Origin of the sequence: Pseudomonas sp. 20P_3.2_Bac5 (assembly GCF_025466035.1) — a bacterium.
Taxonomy (GTDB): domain Bacteria; phylum Pseudomonadota; class Gammaproteobacteria; order Pseudomonadales; family Pseudomonadaceae; genus Aquipseudomonas.
In genome coordinates, this window is the sequence record NZ_JANLOA010000128.1 from 136,125 (window position 1) to 152,201 (window position 16,077).

Here is a 16,077-nt window from a genome sequence, read left to right on the forward strand (position 1 = left end):
GCGCCCGGTCCTGTCAGTTGGCGACGATGTTGACCAGCTTGCCGGGTACCACGATGACCTTGCGGATCGTCAGGCCTTCGGTGAAGCGCAGCACGTTCTCGTTGCTGCGTGCGGCGGCTTCGACGTCCTCGCGGCTGGCGGCGGCAGGCATTTCGATCTGCCCGCGCAACTTGCCGTTGACCTGGATGACCAGTTGCAGGCTGTCCTGTACCAGGGCGCTTTCGTCCACGGCTGGCCAGCCGGCGTTGATCGCCGGGCCGCTGTGGCCGAGGCTCTGCCACAGGCCATGGCTGATATGCGGGGTGATCGGAGCCAGGATCAGGGTCACGGCTTCCAGACCTTCCTGGATCAGCGCGCGGTCCAGCTCGCTGTCCTGGGCGGCCTTTTCCAGCACGTTCATCAGGGTCATCACCTGGGCGATGGCGGTGTTGAATTTGTGGTGCTGGCCGACATCGATGCTGGCCTGGCGAATCGCCGAGTGCGTAGCGCGGCGCACGGCTTTCTGCGCGTCGCTCAGGCTGCTCAGGTCGGCCTTGGCCGGCAGGCCCTGGGCGACATGCGCCTGAGCCAGGCGCCAGACACGACGCAGGAAGCGGCTTGCACCCTCGACGCCGGAGTCGGACCATTCCAGGCTCATGTCGGGCGGCGAGGCGAACATCATGAACAGGCGGCAGGTATCGGCGCCGTAGGCATCGATCATTGACTGCGGGTCAACGCCGTTGTTCTTGGACTTGGACATCTTCTCGGTGCCGCCGATTTCCACCGGCAGGCCGTCGGTCTTCAGGCGTGCGGCGATGATCTTGGCTTTGGCATCGCGCTCGAGCTCGACGTCGGCCGGGTTGAACCAGTCCTTGCCGCCATTGCTGGCAACGCGGTAGTAGGTCTCGGCGACCACCATGCCCTGGGTCAGCAGGTTCTTGAACGGCTCGCTGGAACTGACCAGGCCTTCGTCACGCATCAGCTTGTGGAAGAAACGCGCGTAGAGCAGGTGCAGGATGGCGTGTTCGATGCCGCCGATGTACTGGTCGACCGGCAACCAGTGGTTGGCCGCTTTCGGATCGACCAGGCCACCTTCGTAGTTCGGCGACGCGTAACGGGCGAAGTACCAGGACGACTCGACGAAGGTGTCCATGGTGTCGGTTTCACGCTTGGCCGCAGTGCCGCATTTCGGGCAGGTGCACTCGTAGAACTCGGGCATGCGCGCCAGTGGCGAGCCAGCGCCATCCGGCACCACGTTCTCCGGCAGGGTGACCGGCAACTGGTCTTCCGGCACCGGTACGTCGCCGCAGGACGGGCAATGGATGATCGGGATCGGGCAGCCCCAGTAGCGCTGGCGGCTGATACCCCAGTCGCGCAGGCGGAACTGGGTGCGAGACTTGCCCGACTCCTTGCGGATCAGCGCGGCTTCGATGGCGTCGAAAGCGCCGGCGAAGTCCAGACCGTCGAACTCGCCGGAGTTGATCAGTTGGCCATGCTCGCCGTAGGCGGCCTGCCATTCGCTACCGACTTCATCACCGGCGCTGGTGCGGACCACAGCCTTGATCGGCAGTTGGTACTTGGTGGCGAATTCGAAGTCGCGTTCGTCGTGGGCCGGTACGGCCATGACTGCGCCGTCGCCGTAGTGCATCAGCACGTAGTTGGCGACCCACACCGGCAGCTTCTCGCCGGTCAGTGGATGGCGGACCAGCAACGAGGTGGCCACGCCTTTCTTTTCCTGGGTGGCGATGTCGGCTTCGGCAACGCTACCGCTCTTGCATTCGTCGATGAACGCTTGCAGTTCCGGGTTGCCCTGGGCCGCGAGGGTGGCCAGCGGGTGCTCCGCGGCGACGGCGACGTAGGTCGCGCCCATCAGGGTGTCGGGACGGGTGGTGAAGACTTTCAGCGCGCCGGCTTCGCCGATGCTCGCCTCGTCATAGGGGAACTGCACTTCCATGCCGCGGGACTTGCCGATCCAGTTGCGCTGCATGGTCTTGACCTGCTCGGGCCAGCCCGGCAGATCGTCGAGGCTTTCCAGCAGTTCGTCGGCGTAGTCGGTGATCTTGAAGTAGTACATCGGGATTTCGCGCTTCTCGATCAGCGCGCCCGAACGCCAGCCACGGCCGTCGATGACCTGCTCGTTGGCCAGTACGGTCTGATCGGCCGGGTCCCAGTTCACGGTACCGTTCTTGCGGTAGATCACGCCTTTTTCGAACAGGCGGGTGAACAGCCACTGTTCCCAGCGGTAGTAGTCCGGCTTGCAGGTGGTGACTTCACGCGACCAGTCGATGGCCAGGCCCAGGCTCTTGAGCTGGGTCTTCATGTAGTCGATGTTTTCGTAGGTCCACTTCGCCGGCGCGACGTTGTTTTTCATCGCGGCGTTTTCTGCCGGCATGCCGAAGGCATCCCAGCCCATCGGCTGCAGGACGTTCTTGCCGAGCATGCGCTGGTAGCGCGCGATCACGTCGCCGATGGTGTAGTTGCGCACGTGCCCCATGTGTAGCTTGCCGCTCGGGTACGGGAACATCGACAGGCAGTAGTAAGTGTCCTTGCCTGGCTGTTCACTGACTTCAAAAGACTTGTGCTCGTCCCAGTAGGACTGGGCGGCGGCTTCGATTTCGCGGGGCTGATAGTGTTCGTGCATGGCTACTTTGCGCTGAGAAATGGGAGACCTTATCCAGGCCGGTTGAAAACCGTTTGTGCCCGGTAATCCGGTGTCAAGAGTGAACGCCGTAGCATACATGACCCCCAACGGTCGTGGGAAACCCTGATTGCATCGCGGGCCGGCGCCAGGGCCGTTGGTCGCGGCGTCCAGCCGCTTTTGCCGGTGACGCTAAGCTCATGTCTGGGGGAGATGAATTTTATCTTCGATGAGGTGAACGGATGGGAGATTCGCAGCTACAAGCATTGAAACCGGAGCTTTACGAACGACTGATCGACCGTCTGGGACTGGCCCTGGATGTGGCCCGGACCTCGGTTCGATTACGCGATGAAATGCCCGACGAACTGGAACTGCGTGGTTTGAGCAGCGCCGAGTTCGACGTTATCAAAGCCTATCTCGAGTCCGCGCCGGCACGCGGGCAAAAAGTTTCCGGCGTTGCACCCTCAATGGAAGCGCCCCCTTCGGGTCGGGTCATCTGGCTCAAGGACAAGGCACGTTCTACCGCAGCGCTCAAAACCCGAGCGCTGCAACGCAAATAGCGTTAGGCCTATCACGGCGCAGTCTGGAGTGCGCCACCGCAGCATTCTTTTCTCCGATACGGCGCCTGGTTACTGTTTCCAGGCGCCGATTTCTCTTAGGCTTCGCGCATTTCAGGGAGATGCCCGATGCCGTTTCGTTTCTTCGTCAAACAATGGTTGATGCCGCCAGGCATTTTCTTCGTGCTGCTGATTGTCGGCTGGTGGCTGCGCAAATCGTGGCCGCGTACGGCCCGTTTGTGCTTCGTCGCGGGATTCGGCGGCCTGTTGGCGATGAGCCTGCCGGTGGTGATGCAGCAAATGGCCAGTCAGCTCGAGACCGAGCCGGCGTTGAGCGTGGACCAGTGGGCAACGTTGGCCGAGCGCGCTGATGCCATCGTCGTCCTCGGTGCAGGGCGCGAGCGCGGCGACCCGGCCTGGGGCTCGCAAGACCAGCCAACCGGGGTGGCCCTCGAACGCATGCGCTATGCCGCGCAACTGGCCAAGGCGTCCGGGCTGCCAGTACTGACCACGGGCGGTCTGCATTACGGCTCGCCGCCCAGCGAAGCACGGCTGATGGCCGATTCGATGCAGCGGGATTTCGGTGTGCCGGTGCGCTGGCTGGAGGAAGAGAGCCGCACCACCTGGGAGAATGCCGAGCTGAGCGCCGCGATGCTGCTGCCACAAGGGGTCAAGCGGGTTGTCGTGGTGACCCAGGCCTGGCACATGCAGCGCTCGGTCTGGAGTTTCCAGCAGGCTGGTTTTGACGTGGTGCCAGCGCCGGTGGGCTTCATGGGCATCGACCACGGCTACCCGTTCGGCGGTTGGCTGCCGCACAGCAAGGTGATGTGGCAAAGCGGCCAACTGTTCAACGAAGCAGTTGGCCTTGTCGGTTACCGACTTTTCTACTGAGGCTCAGACCGTCTTGGCGATCCGGCTGGTCAGCAATGCCCAGCCCAGCAACAGCGTGCAGAGGATCACCAGCGGCCACGAACGCCAGCGCAGGTAAGGCGTCAGTTGCTGCATCGGCACCACTTCGCCGTAGAGGATGGCGCGTTCGAACTGCGGAATCTGCGCGGTGATGCGACCGAACGGGTCGATCAGGCCGGTAACGCCGTTGTTGGTCGAACGGATCATCCAGCGTCCGGCTTCAAGGGCGCGCATCTGCGCCATTTGCAGGTGCTGCAGCGGGCCGATGGACTTGCCGAACCAGGTGTCATTGCTGATGGTCAGGAGGATGTCGCTGCGTGCCGCCAGGCTCGCGGCCAGTTCCGGGTAGACCACTTCGTAGCAGATGAACGGCGCAAGCTGGTAGCCCTTGGCCTGCAGCAGTGGCTGGTCGGCCGGGCCGCGGGCGAAGTCGGACATGGGCAGGTCGAAGAACTGGATCACGCCGCGCAGCAGGTCTTGCAGCGGAACATATTCGCCGAAGGGCACCAGCTTCTGTTTCAGGTAGGTGCCGTCGCCTTCGCCGATCGCGGTGATGCCGTTGTAGTAGCGCCGCTGCTCGTGTTCGATCTGCCGCACCGGAACCCCGGTGATCAGCGCGGAATGCCGATCTCCGGCGAAGCCGCTCATCATGTCCAGATAGCCTTGCACCGAATCCTTGAACACCGGCACCGCGGTTTCCGGCCAGACGATCAGGTCAACCGGCTTGCTGGTGAAGCTCATGTCGCGGTACAGCTCCAGTTGACTGCGCAACTGATTGGGTTCCCATTTCAGGCTTTGTTCGATGTTGCCCTGGATGGCCGCGACCTTCAGGGGATCGCCGGACGGCACGGTCCAGGCATGCCCCTTGAGCCCCAGGCCGATGGCCCACGGGCCGACCAGCAAGGCGATGCCGGCCGCGAGGAAGGCTTTGCGCTGGCGCAGAAGACGCAGGTTGCACAGCAGCGCGGCGGTCAACGCCAGCGTGAAGGACACCAGCCACATGCCGCCCACCGGCGCGAGTCCGGCGAGTGGGCCGTCAAGCTGGCTGTAACCGGCGTAGAGCCAGGGGAAACCGGTCAGGAACCAGCCGCGGAAGGCTTCCTGGCCCAGCCACAGGGCGGCGAAGCCCAAGGCGTCGGCCAGTGGCGCTTCGTTGCGCCGCAGCCAGCGCGCCCAGAGCCAGGCGGGCAGGGCAAAGAACCAGGCGATGGAGGCGAAGAACGCGAGCATCAGCCCGCCGGCCAGCAGCGCCGAGGCACCGCCGTAGGTGTGGATACTGACGTAGATCCACCAGGTGCCGGCGGCGAACAGGCCGAAGCCGTAGCACCAGCCGCGACCCAGCGCCTGGCGCGGGCTCAGCTCGCGCAGGCCGAGGTAGAACAGACCCAGCGACAGCAAGGCCAGCGGCCAGATATCGAACGGCGCGAGCGCCAGCGGAGTCAGGGCGCCGGCCGCCACGGCCAGCAGGTTACCGGGCCAGCCGGGGCGGGTGATCCAACGCATGGTGGTCCTTAGCGGGTGACGGGGGTCAGGCGCAGCAGGTGTATCCGGCGGCTGTCAGCGTTGAGGATACGGAAGCGATACGGCCCGATTTCAGTGGTTTCGTTGCGCTTGGGCAGGTGCCCGAACGCGCTCATGACCAGGCCGCCAACGGTGTCGAACTCGTCGTCGGAGAACTCGCTGTCGAAGAACTCGTTGAAGTTCTCGATCGGGGTCAGCGCCTTGATCAGGAAATCACCGCTGGGCAGCGGTTTGATGTAGCTGTCTTCCTCGACATCGTGCTCGTCCTCGATATCGCCGACGATCTGCTCCAGCACGTCCTCGATGGTCACCAGACCTGCCACGCCGCCGTATTCGTCGATGACGATGGCCATGTGGTTATGGTTGGCGCGGAACTCGCGCAGCAGGACGTTCAGGCGCTTGGACTCGGGCACGAAAGTGGCCGGGCGCAGCAGGTCCTTGATGTTGAAGCTGTCGCCGTTTTCCTTGAGGATCAGCGGCAACAGGTCCTTGGCGAGCAGGACGCCGAGGACATCGTCGTGGCTTTCGCCAACCACCGGATAGCGCGAGTGCGCGGCGTCGATGATCGCCGGGAGGAACTCGCGGGGCGACTGCGACGACTTGATGCTGATCATCTGCGAGCGCGGCACCATGATGTCGCGCACCTGCAGGTCGGCGACCTGGATGGCGCCTTCGACGATGGTCAGCGCTTCGCTGTCGAGCAGCTTGTTCTGGTGGGCTTCGCGCAGCAGCTCAAGGAGCTCCTGGCGGTTTTTCGGCTCATGGGCAAAAGCCTGGGTCAGTTTGCCCAGCCAGGACTTTTGCCCGTTGCTCGATCGATCTTCGCTCATGGCGGTTACTCGTGATCCTTGCAGATATCAGTGTGAGGTGTGTCGTCTTCGTCGTCGGCATAAGGGTCCGGATGACCCAGTTCTGCTAGCAACGTTCGTTCCAGTGCTTCCATTTCCTCGGCCTCATCGTCATCGATGTGGTCGTAGCCCAACAGGTGCAGGCAACCATGGATGACCAGGTGCGCCCAGTGGGCTTCAAGGGACTTTCCTTGCTCGGCGGCTTCACGCTCGACCACTGCCACGCAGATCACCAGATCGCCCAGCAGCGGAATATCGAGCATGTCGTCGGGGACGTCGGCGGGGAAGGACAGTACGTTGGTGGCGTAGTCCTTGTGCCTGTACGTGTGATTCAGTTCGCGGGCTTCAGCTTCGTCCACCAGACGGATGGTCATTTCCGAGTCGGCAGTGCGCTGGCGCAGGGCCAGTTCGCACCAGCGGCGGAACAGGGCGTCATCGGGGGCGGCCGCTTCGGTCGCCCGTTGCAGGTCCAGTTCAAGCATTGCGCGGTTTGCCTTCAGCCTTGGCCTGCTGGTCTTCGAAGCGCTCGTAGGCTTCGACGATGCGTTGCACCAGTGGATGGCGCACCACGTCCTTGGGCTGGAAATGGGTGAAGGTGATGCCCGGCACGCCTTTGAGCACCTCGATGACATGGGCCAGACCCGACTTGGTGCCACGCGGCAGGTCGACCTGGGTGATGTCACCGGTGATCACGGCGGTGGAGCCGAAGCCGATGCGGGTCAGGAACATCTTCATCTGCTCGACGGTGGTGTTCTGGCTCTCGTCGAGAATGATGAAGCTGTTGTTCAGCGTGCGGCCGCGCATGTAGGCCAGCGGGGCGATTTCGATGACCTGGCGCTCGATGAGCTTGGTCACGTGCTCGAAGCCGAACATTTCATACAGGGCGTCGTACAGCGGGCGCAGGTACGGGTCGATCTTCTGGGCCAGGTCGCCGGGCAGGAAGCCGAGTTTTTCACCCGCCTCTACCGCCGGGCGCACCAGCAGGATGCGTCGCACCTGTTCGCGCTCGAGCGCGTCCACGGCGCAGGCTACCGCGAGGTAGGTCTTGCCGGTACCGGCCGGGCCGATGCCGAAGTTGATGTCGTTGCCGAGGATTTCCTTGACGTAGCGTTGCTGGTTCAGCCCGCGCGGACGGATGGTGCCCTTGCGCGTGCGCAGCGAGACGCTGACTTCGTTGATGGCCGGGTTTTCCAGCGCTTCAACCGTGGATTCCTGGAGGTACAGATGGACCATTTCCGGCGACAGTTCAGTGGCCTTGGTCTCGCGATAGAGACGGCGCAGCAGTTGCTCGGCGGAGGAGGTGACCTTGGGCTCGCCAATCAATTCGAACTGGTTGCCGCGATTGCGGATTTCGATGGCCAGGCGTTGTTCGATCAGGCGCAGGTGCTCGTCGAACTGGCCGCACAGGTTGGCGAAACGGTGAGCTTCGAAGGGCTCGAGGATGAAACGATGGGGTTCGATGGGTGCGTTCAAGGTTGTTTTAAGCCGCCCTTGGGCAAGAAATATGTGGTGAAGGATAACCCCAGCCGCGTGCCTGCGAAAGCGCTGAAACGATCAATGGGTGGCGGGTTTGTCCGGCCCCGCCACCGTGCGCGATCATCGGGTGACCCAACGGGTGCACAGTGCAGGACCGGTGGCGGACTGTTCCCACGCCAGTGGTCCCAAGGGCCTGTGCTATAGTTCGCGCCCTCTTTGATTCCGATCTTGCCTGCCGAAAATGACCAAGCGTGAAGCCCCCATCTACAAAGTGATCTTTCTCAATCAGGGTCAGGTATTCGAGATGTATGCCAAGCAGATCTACCAGAGTGATCTGTGGGGCTTTCTCGAAATAGAGGAATTCGTGTTCGGCGAGCGCACCCAGGTGGTGGTCGATCCCAGCGAAGAGAAGCTCAAGGCGCAGTTCGAAGGTGTCACCCGCAGCTTTGTGCCGATGCATTCGATCGTGCGAATCGATGAAGTCGAGCGCCTGGGTACGCCGAAGATCAGTGAGGCCAAGGGCGTCAGCAATGTGATGCCGTTCCCGATGCCTATCTCGGATAAGTAAGCCGGAGAAATAAGCCCGGATCAGGGCAGTGGCGAGAAGGGGGTGCGACCGTCGACGGTCTGCAGCTCCAGCAAATACTTGCGGAAAATCTGCCCGAGCACCTGGGTAGCGACTTCCAGTTCATCACGCTGCATCTGCGCCGACACCTGGTCGGCCAGGTCCAGCGCATCCTCGGCGCCGTTGACCGCCGCCATCTTCAGCACGATATACGCCTGGACGTTGTTGGCGGGGACGCCTTCGCCGCGGAAGAACATCGTGCCCAGTTGCAGTTGCGCGTCGGCGTGGCCTTGCAGCGAAGCCTGCTCGAAATAATTCAGGGCCTGATTGAGGTCGCGCGGAGTGTTCTTGCCATCGTGATAGAACTCACCCAGTTCGTATTGCGCCTGGGCATCGCCGGATTGCGCGGACTGCTTGCAGCGAGTCACGGCGTCGGCGAGTTCTTCTGGGGACGTGTTGAGGGTGCAGCGGCCCGTGGTGGGGATCAGCAACGAGTTACCGCCTGCCATGGCCAGCAGGGGCTGAAGTAGCAACAGGCAGCCCAGGACGAGGGCGCGGCCGGCGCGGTTCATGGTGATCGACTTACCTCTGCAAAGCTGCGGCCAAAGTGTGTCTGGTGGCACATTATGGGATAAGCAGCGCCAACCTTACAAAGTCTTTACCAGAATTTCTGTTAATGAGACGGAATTAACTGCCACGCCTTTGGTTAATTCTTAATAAACAGGGGCGAAAGTCTTACAAGCCATTGGCTTCAAGACTTTCGCCGCCGTTATGTTTACCCGCTGCTTACTTCAGGCTGGCGAAGGCCCGCTCGGCGGCATCGAGGGTGATCTTCAGTTCGGTTTCGCCGTGGGCGATCGAGGTGAAGCCCGCTTCGAACGCACTTGGCGCCAGGTACACGCCGCCTTCCAGCATCAGGTGGAAGAAGCGCTTGAAGCGGTCGGTGTCGCTGCCCATCACGTCTTCGAAGGTGACGATATCGTCGGCCCCGGTGAAGTACAGGCCGAACATGCCGCCCGCCTGGGTGGTGACGAACGGTACGCCCGCCGCGTCGGCGCGCTGTTGCAGGCCGTCCAGCAGGCGGCTGGTGAAGGCGCTCAGTTCGTCGTGGAAGCCCGGACGGCTGATCAGCTTCAGGGTGGTCAGACCGGCGGCCATGGCCAGCGGGTTACCCGACAGGGTGCCGGCCTGGTAGACCGGGCCCAGCGGGGCGATCTGTTCCATGATGTGGCGCTTGCCACCGAAGCAGCCGACCGGCATGCCGCCGCCGACGATTTTGCCGAAGGTCGACAGGTCCGGAGTCACGCCGTAGTGCGCCTGGGCGCCGCCGAGGGCGACACGGAAACCGGTCATCACTTCGTCGAAGATCAGCACCACGCCGTGCTGGTCGCACAGGCTGCGCAGGCCTTCGAGGAAACCCGGCGCCGGCGGCACGCAGTTCATGTTGCCGGCCACCGGCTCGACGATGATGCAGGCCACGTCCTGGCCCACTTCGGCCAGCATTTTCGCGACCGCGTCGATGTCGTTGAACGGCAGGGTCAAGGTGTGTTTGGCGAAGTCCGCCGGCACACCGGCCGAGCTTGGTACGCCCTGGGTCAGCAGGCCGGAGCCGGCTTTCACCAGCAGGCTGTCGGAGTGACCGTGGTAGCAGCCTTCGAACTTGATGATGCTGTCGCGACCGGTGAAGCCACGGGCCAGGCGGATGGCGCTCATGGTCGCCTCGGTGCCGGAGCTGACCATGCGCACCATTTCCATCGATGGCACCAGCGAGCAGACCAGATCGGCCATCTCGGTTTCCATCGCGGTCGGGGCGCCGTAGGACAGGCCGTGCTCCAGTTGCTTGCGCACCGACGCCAGCACGTCCGGGTGGCTGTGGCCGAGGATCATCGGGCCCCACGAGCCGACGTAATCGACATAACGCTTGTCGTCTTCGTCAGTGACGTAGGCGCCTTCGGCGTGTTTGAAGAACAGCGGGGTGCCGCCGACGCTGCGGAAGGCACGGACCGGCGAGTTGACGCCGCCGGGGATGTGTTTCTGGGCGTTGGCGAACAGGATTTCGGAACGGGACATGGTGGTCTCTCGCAAATCAGATACGGGTAAAGAGGGCGTTGAAGGCACGGGCGCGGCGGGTGACTTCCTGCGTGCTGTCGGCACCGAACAGACCGTGGATCACCGCCAGCAGGTCGGCACCGTGCTCGACCAGCGGCGCGGCGTTGTCCAGGGTAATGCCGCCGATGACCGCTATCGGCAGTTTGATCCGCGTGCGGGCCTGCTCCAGCAATTCGACGTTGGCCGCCGGTGCGCCGGGCTTGGTCACCGAGTTGAAGAAGCGGCCGAAGGCGACATAGCTGGCGCCTTCGCGGGCGGCCTGTTCGGCCAGATCAAGCTGGGCATGGCAAGTGGAACCGATGATTGCCTGGCGCCCGAGCAGGGTCCGCGCCGGGGTCAGCGGGCCGTCGGTCTGCCCCAGGTGCACGCCGACGCCCAGGCGCGCGGCCAGTTCAGCGTCGTCGTTGATGATCAGGTGGGTCTTGTAGCGCTCGCAGAGGTCGCGCAGCGCTTCGGCATCGCGCAACCGTTGCGCCTGGTTGTCGCTCTTGTCGCGGTATTGCAGCAGGGTCACCCCGCCTTCCAGCGCGGCCTCGACATAAGGCAGAAACCGGCCGGCCAGCAACTGGCTGTCGGTGATGGCATACAAACCGCGTAGCTTCATTACAGGCGCCTCACAGCAATCAGTGTTTCAGGAGCAGAAATCCAGGGGCAGGCGGCGGGGCACGAACTGGCCCTTGCCCAGTTGTTCGGCGTCGCGCAGGGTCCGCCAGGTGTAATCCAGCGCCGAGCGCACCGCGCTCGGCAGTTGCTCGCCAAGGGCCAGACGGCCGGCGAGGGCGCTGGCCAGTGTGCAGCCGGAACCGTGGTAGCTGCCGGGCAGGCGCTGGCAGGTCCAGGTGGATTGCTCGCCGCCGCGGCTGTAAAGACGGTTGTGGATTTCGGTTTCTTCGCCGTGGCCGCCGGTGATCAGCAGGTGCTTGACGAACGGCAGGAGTTTTTCCGCGCATTCGTCGGCCGTGCCCTCGGGCAGTTCGGCGAGGATGCGTGCTTCGGGCAGGTTCGGCGTGGCGATGGTTGCCAGCGGCAGCAGGCGTTCGCGGATCGCGTAGCCAACTTCGTCCTTGCCCAGCCGACCGCCGCCACCGGCGCGCAGCACCGGGTCGCAGACCACCGGCAGGTGCGGATGCGCGCTGAGCAGTCCGACCACGGTTTCGACCATCTCCAGCGACCCGAGCATGCCGAGCTTGACCGCGGCGACCTCGGAATCAGCCAGGACGATGTTGGCCTGGGCCAGTACCCACTCGCGGTCGAGCACGCGGAAGTCCTGGACATTGACGGTATCCTGCACGGTCAGTGCGGTCACGGCCGGAGCGGCGTGACAGCCTTGCGCGATCAGGGCTTCGATATCTGCCTGCAAGCCGGCGCCGCCACTGGGGTCGTGGCCGGAGAGACAGAGGACAACGGGGCGGGAGCTGTAGATATTCATGGTGCGCGAGCTTACCACCAAACTCTTTTAGCGGGTTTGCCGCCGCGCGCGAGTTTTTTGATCGACCGGTCAGAAATATTTTGTTTTATGGCTGTATAGGCCGGGATAGAGCGGCCGCCTTGAAATTCTACGTGGTCGATGGCAGCGCCGAGCGGCTATACTTGCGCGCTTCGAAATTGACATCAGGCACTGCCGGATTTCGTCGTCTCAAACGGACAGGAGGCATCGCGACGCGACCGTGCAGGCCACGCTGGGGCTGTATGCGCTATTTGCTGATCGTTCTGTTGGGCTGGCTTCCGTTGCTGGCCGATGCGGTGGAGTTCGACGACTCGACCCGAAACCTGCCCCTGGGCCGCGTCATGCAGGTGTTCGAAGACCACGACGGGAGTGCCTCCATCGCCCAGGTCAGTGCGCCATCCTTTGCCACCCACTTCCAGCCGCACCAGGCTGATGTGCTCAACGCCGGTTATTCCAAGTCCGCGTTCTGGCTGAAAATCGACCTCCACTACAACGCCATGCCCCAGGCCGCGCCGCGCACCTGGCTGCTCGAGCTCGCCTACCCGCCGCTGGATCACCTTGAGCTGTATCTGCCGGACGCAGGCGGCAGTTACCGCCTGGTCCAGCGCACCGGCGATGCGCTGCCGTATGCCAGCCGACAGATCGCCCAGAACAACTACCTGTTTGAACTGCCCTTGCAGCCGGACCAGTCGCTGACCGTTTATCTGCGCCTGCAAAGCGAAGGCTCGGTGCAGGCGCCGCTGACGCTGTGGTCTGGCCAGGCCTATCTGGAAGCCCTGCCGGCGAAGATCTATGTGCTCGGGCTGATCTACGGCGTGCTGCTGGGGATGCTGGTCTACAACCTGTTCATCTATGTCAGCGTGCGCGACACCAGTTACCTCTGGTACATCCTTTATATCGCCTCGTTCGGTCTCTATCAGTTGTCCGTCAACGGTGCGGCGGTGGCCTATTTCTGGCCGGACAGCCCGTGGTGGGCGAATGCCGCGACGCCGCTGTTCATCGGCGCTGCCGGCCTGTTCGGTTGCCAGTTCGCCCGCAGTTTCCTGCAGATTTCCCGCCACAGCCGGGCCTTCGACCGCCTGTTGCAAGTGCTGGTGGCCTGCTCGGCGCTGGTGATGTTGATGTCGCTGGCGTCCAGCTACGGCCTCGCTTTGCGCCTGGCCACCGCGCTGGCGCTGGCCTTCACCCTGTGCATCTTTGCCGCCGGCGTGTTCGCCTGGCTGCGAGGCATGCGGGTAGCGCGCTACTTCATCATCGCCTGGTCGGCGTTTCTGCTCGGTGGCCTGGTCAACACGCTGATGGTGCTCGGCTACCTGCCCAACGTCTTCCTCACCATGTACGCCAGCCAGATCGGCGCGGCGCTGGAGGTTGGCCTGCTGTCGCTGGCCCTGGCCGACCGGATCAACGGCATGCGCGATGAACAGGCACGAACCCTGCGCGAAGCCGGTCATGCGCTGGAGCAAATGAACCAGCAACTGGCCCACAGCAACCGCCTCAAGGATCAATTCCTCGCCACCGTGACCCACGAACTGCGCACCCCGATGAACGGCGTGATCGGCTCGCTGGAACTGATGCAGACGCTGACGCTGGAAGCCGAGTTGGGCCACTACCAGCACACCGCCAGCGTTGCCGCGCAGAACATGATGCGCATGGTCGATGACATCCTCGTCCTCACTGAACTGCAGGCCGGCCGGCTGGCCGCGCGCAACGAGCCGTTCAGCCTGCGTGGCCTGCTGCACGAATTGCGCGGGCGGTTCCACCCGACAGCCCTGGACAAGGGCCTGCTGCTGAACCTGGACGCGGCGGAAGAACTGCCGGACCGGATCGTCGGCGACCGGCACAAGCTGGCCCTGTGCCTTGGCCACCTGCTCGACAACGCCCTCAAGTTCACCCACCGCGGCGGCGTCAGCCTGCAGGTGCGAGGTGTCAGGGCGCAGGGGCAGTCGCTGCACTTGAGTTTCGTCGTGCGCGACAGCGGCATCGGCTTCGCCGCGCTGGACGAGACCCTGCTGTACCAGCGTTTCTTCCAGGTCGATGGCTCGATGAGCCGCGAATACGGCGGGCTCGGCATTGGCCTGGCGATCTGCCGGAAGCTGGCCGGGCTGATCGATGCCCGATTGCAGCACAGCTCGGTGCCGGGCGAGGGCAGCCGCTTCGAGCTCGGGGTAGCGGTGACCCTGGCAGCGCCGCAGGGCGATGCCCAGGGGCAGGTGTCATATCGCGGCTAGTGTGGCGTTTATGTCACTTTGACCGGACGGCGGGGCGTGATTCACTGGGTTTTTCAGACACGTCCCATACGATCAGGAGCCCGCATGAACCTGCATCAGTACGCTGAAACCCACGAAGTCACCAACCAGCCGCCGTCCCTCGATGGCGCCAACCTCTACCGCCTCGACCTGCCGTTGCAGGAGTGGAGTCGCAGGTTCGGGGCCGGTTGGGCCGAGTCGCGGATCGATGCCTACGGTGCCCTCGCCGGCGGGCCGCTGATGGCAGCGGGCTTTCTCGCCAACCAGAACAAACCGCAATTCGTCAGCCACGACCGCTACGGCCACCGGATCGATCTGGTGGAGTTTCATCCGGCCTATCACGAGCTGATGCGCACGGCCGTTGAACACGGCCTGCCGTCACTGCCCTGGACCGACCCGCGGGAAGGCGCGCATGTCGCCCGCGCCTCTATGACCTACCTGCACAGCCAGGCCGAAGCCGGCAGTGGCTGCCCGCTGACCATGACTTTCGCCGCGGTGCCGGCGCTGAAGTTGCAGCCGGAACTGGCGCACTACTGGTTGCCCAAGGTGCTGGCCACCGAGTACGACCCACGCAATGTCGGCGACCGGCACAAGGCCGGGGTCACCATTGGCATGGCGATGACCGAGAAACAGGGCGGCACCGACGTGCGGGCCAACACCACCCGGGCCTACCCGGTGGGTTCGCCGGGGCCGGGCCAGGCGTATGAATTGGTCGGTCACAAATGGTTCTGTTCGGCACCGATGTGCGACGCCTTCCTGACCCTGGCGCAGACCGAAAAGGGCCTGAGCTGCTTCCTGCTGCCGCGCCATCGGCCGGACGACCAGCGCAACGAGTTCTACGTGCAACGCCTGAAGAACAAGCTCGGCAACTGGTCCAACGCGTCCAGCGAAGTGGAGTTCCGCGGCGCCCTGGCCTGGATGATCGGCGAGGAAGGCCGCGGCGTGCCGACCATCATCGAGATGGTTGCGATGACCCGCTTCGACTGCATGGTCGGTTCCAGCGCGTTGATGCGCCAGGCCCTGACCCAGGCGGCCCATCACTGCGCGCACCGTCAGGTCAGCGGCCGCCTGTTGGCGGAACAGCCGCTGATGCAGAACGTGCTGGCGGACCTCGCGCTGGAAAGCGAAGCGGCGCTGGCCCTGAGCCTGCGCATGGGCCATGCCCTGGACCATCTCGACGACCCGCACCAGGCCCGCTTCGCCCGGCTGGTGACGGCGGTGGGCAAGTATTGGATCTGCAAACGCGCCCCGGCCATGATCAACGAGGCCGCCGAGTGCATGGGCGGTGCCGGTTATGTCGAAGACAGCATTCTCCCGCGGCTGTACCGCGAGGCGCCGGTGAACTCGACCTGGGAAGGCTCGGGCAACGTCCAGTGCCTGGACGTGCTGCGGGCGTTGTCCAAAGAGCCGGGTGTTCTCGACAGCCTGTTCGCCGAACTCGGCGACGGCCACGGCGACCCGCGTCTGGCCGCGCATATCGGCAACCTCAAGGCGGCGTTCGCCGACACCGGCGATATCCAGTACCGCGCCCGGCAACTGGTCGAAGAAATCGCCGTCGGTCTGCAGGCCAAGCTGCTGCTGGAGGCGGGCAACGCCACGGTGAGCGACGCCTTTATCGCCAGCCGGCTCAGTGGCGGCGGGCGGGTCTATGGCACCTTGCCGCGAGGCGTGGACGTCGCCGCGCTGGTGCAACGGGCCACGCCGGCCTGGCCGCTCTGAACGGGCGTGCCTTTGGCCGCGGATGTAGGCAAGATGGAAACCTGCATGTCAGACAGGAAGTAA

Annotated in this window: 14 protein-coding genes; 5 read left to right on the top strand and 9 right to left on the bottom strand. The window is 63.9% G+C overall.

Features of this window, described 5'->3' with window-relative positions; translation table 11 throughout:
* Positions 1-13: 13 nt before the first annotated feature.
* Positions 14-2,620 carry a leucine--tRNA ligase gene (leuS, locus tag NTD88_RS24495; RefSeq protein WP_110969038.1) on the bottom strand — a complete coding sequence of 869 codons (2,607 nt, stop codon included), beginning with the start codon at positions 2,618-2,620 and terminating at the stop codon, positions 14-16.
* Between the two features lie 239 nt (positions 2,621-2,859).
* Here leuS and NTD88_RS24500 point away from each other — a divergent pair, with 239 nt between their 5' ends.
* Both NTD88_RS24500 and NTD88_RS24505 read left to right on the top strand, forming a co-directional pair.
* Entirely contained in the window at positions 2,860-3,177 is a 318-nt protein-coding gene (locus NTD88_RS24500; protein ID WP_262154016.1) for a hypothetical protein, read from the top strand.
* Positions 3,178-3,303: 126 nt separating this feature from the next.
* Positions 3,304-4,065, top strand: coding sequence for a YdcF family protein (locus NTD88_RS24505; protein ID WP_262154017.1), 762 nt, complete (start codon positions 3,304-3,306; stop codon positions 4,063-4,065).
* A 3-nt stretch (positions 4,066-4,068) separates the two neighbouring features.
* On the opposite strand, the gene lnt is transcribed toward NTD88_RS24505, so the two are convergent.
* From lnt to NTD88_RS24525, 4 genes are read right to left on the bottom strand one after another with little or no spacing between them, the layout of a single operon-like run.
* Positions 4,069-5,586, bottom strand: a complete 1,518-nt coding sequence (gene lnt / locus NTD88_RS24510; RefSeq protein ID WP_262154018.1) for an apolipoprotein N-acyltransferase — start codon at positions 5,584-5,586, stop codon at positions 4,069-4,071.
* An 8-nt stretch (positions 5,587-5,594) separates the two neighbouring features.
* A complete protein-coding gene (locus NTD88_RS24515; protein WP_095159310.1) occupies positions 5,595-6,434 on the bottom strand; it encodes an HlyC/CorC family transporter in 840 nt (279 codons plus the stop codon).
* Positions 6,435-6,439: 5 nt separating this feature from the next.
* Complete coding sequence (gene ybeY / locus NTD88_RS24520) at positions 6,440-6,934, bottom strand: rRNA maturation RNase YbeY (RefSeq protein ID WP_175653546.1); 495 nt, start codon at positions 6,932-6,934, stop codon at positions 6,440-6,442.
* Complete coding sequence (locus NTD88_RS24525; protein WP_095159308.1) at positions 6,927-7,925, bottom strand: PhoH family protein; 999 nt, start codon at positions 7,923-7,925, stop codon at positions 6,927-6,929. The genes ybeY and NTD88_RS24525 overlap by 8 nt, the downstream gene beginning before the upstream one ends.
* 244 nt (positions 7,926-8,169) lie before the next feature.
* Here NTD88_RS24525 and NTD88_RS24530 point away from each other — a divergent pair, with 244 nt between their 5' ends.
* Positions 8,170-8,496: a DUF1820 family protein gene (locus NTD88_RS24530; RefSeq protein WP_095159307.1), complete on the top strand. Its 327-nt coding sequence runs from the start codon at positions 8,170-8,172 to the stop codon at positions 8,494-8,496.
* A gap of 20 nt (positions 8,497-8,516) precedes the next feature.
* On the opposite strand, the gene NTD88_RS24535 is transcribed toward NTD88_RS24530, so the two are convergent.
* The 4 genes from NTD88_RS24535 to NTD88_RS24550 all read right to left on the bottom strand — a co-directional run bounded on the left by NTD88_RS24535 (position 8,517) and on the right by NTD88_RS24550 (position 12,031).
* Positions 8,517-9,065 carry a tetratricopeptide repeat protein gene (locus NTD88_RS24535; protein WP_262154019.1) on the bottom strand — a complete coding sequence of 183 codons (549 nt, stop codon included), beginning with the start codon at positions 9,063-9,065 and terminating at the stop codon, positions 8,517-8,519.
* Between the two features lie 214 nt (positions 9,066-9,279).
* Positions 9,280-10,563, bottom strand: coding sequence for a glutamate-1-semialdehyde 2,1-aminomutase (gene hemL, locus NTD88_RS24540; RefSeq protein ID WP_262128961.1), 1,284 nt, complete (start codon positions 10,561-10,563; stop codon positions 9,280-9,282).
* A 16-nt stretch (positions 10,564-10,579) separates the two neighbouring features.
* A complete protein-coding gene (gene thiE, locus NTD88_RS24545; protein WP_262154020.1) occupies positions 10,580-11,206 on the bottom strand; it encodes a thiamine phosphate synthase in 627 nt (208 codons plus the stop codon).
* Between the two features lie 27 nt (positions 11,207-11,233).
* Complete coding sequence (locus NTD88_RS24550) at positions 11,234-12,031, bottom strand: hydroxymethylpyrimidine/phosphomethylpyrimidine kinase (protein ID WP_095159303.1); 798 nt, start codon at positions 12,029-12,031, stop codon at positions 11,234-11,236.
* A gap of 260 nt (positions 12,032-12,291) precedes the next feature.
* Between NTD88_RS24550 and NTD88_RS24555 the strand changes: the two genes are divergently transcribed.
* Both NTD88_RS24555 and NTD88_RS24560 read left to right on the top strand, forming a co-directional pair.
* Complete coding sequence (locus tag NTD88_RS24555; RefSeq protein WP_262154021.1) at positions 12,292-14,277, top strand: sensor histidine kinase; 1,986 nt, start codon at positions 12,292-12,294, stop codon at positions 14,275-14,277.
* 84 nt (positions 14,278-14,361) lie between these two features.
* A complete protein-coding gene (locus NTD88_RS24560) occupies positions 14,362-16,014 on the top strand; it encodes an acyl-CoA dehydrogenase family protein (RefSeq protein WP_262154022.1) in 1,653 nt (550 codons plus the stop codon).
* Positions 16,015-16,077 lie beyond the last annotated feature (63 nt).

Coding starts and splice junctions, on each gene's coding strand:
- leuS (WP_110969038.1), bottom strand. CDS start 2,620: ATGCACGAACACTATCAGCCCCGCGAAATCGAAGCCGCCGCCCAGTCC.
- NTD88_RS24500 (WP_262154016.1), top strand. CDS start 2,860: ATGGGAGATTCGCAGCTACAAGCATTGAAACCGGAGCTTTACGAACGA.
- NTD88_RS24505 (WP_262154017.1), top strand. CDS start 3,304: ATGCCGTTTCGTTTCTTCGTCAAACAATGGTTGATGCCGCCAGGCATT.
- lnt (WP_262154018.1), bottom strand. CDS start 5,586: ATGCGTTGGATCACCCGCCCCGGCTGGCCCGGTAACCTGCTGGCCGTG.
- NTD88_RS24515 (WP_095159310.1), bottom strand. CDS start 6,434: ATGAGCGAAGATCGATCGAGCAACGGGCAAAAGTCCTGGCTGGGCAAA.
- ybeY (WP_175653546.1), bottom strand. CDS start 6,934: ATGCTTGAACTGGACCTGCAACGGGCGACCGAAGCGGCCGCCCCCGAT.
- NTD88_RS24530 (WP_095159307.1), top strand. CDS start 8,170: ATGACCAAGCGTGAAGCCCCCATCTACAAAGTGATCTTTCTCAATCAG.
- NTD88_RS24535 (WP_262154019.1), bottom strand. CDS start 9,065: ATGAACCGCGCCGGCCGCGCCCTCGTCCTGGGCTGCCTGTTGCTACTT.
- hemL (WP_262128961.1), bottom strand. CDS start 10,563: ATGTCCCGTTCCGAAATCCTGTTCGCCAACGCCCAGAAACACATCCCC.
- thiE (WP_262154020.1), bottom strand. CDS start 11,206: ATGAAGCTACGCGGTTTGTATGCCATCACCGACAGCCAGTTGCTGGCC.
- NTD88_RS24550 (WP_095159303.1), bottom strand. CDS start 12,031: ATGAATATCTACAGCTCCCGCCCCGTTGTCCTCTGTCTCTCCGGCCAC.
- NTD88_RS24555 (WP_262154021.1), top strand. CDS start 12,292: ATGCGCTATTTGCTGATCGTTCTGTTGGGCTGGCTTCCGTTGCTGGCC.
- NTD88_RS24560 (WP_262154022.1), top strand. CDS start 14,362: ATGAACCTGCATCAGTACGCTGAAACCCACGAAGTCACCAACCAGCCG.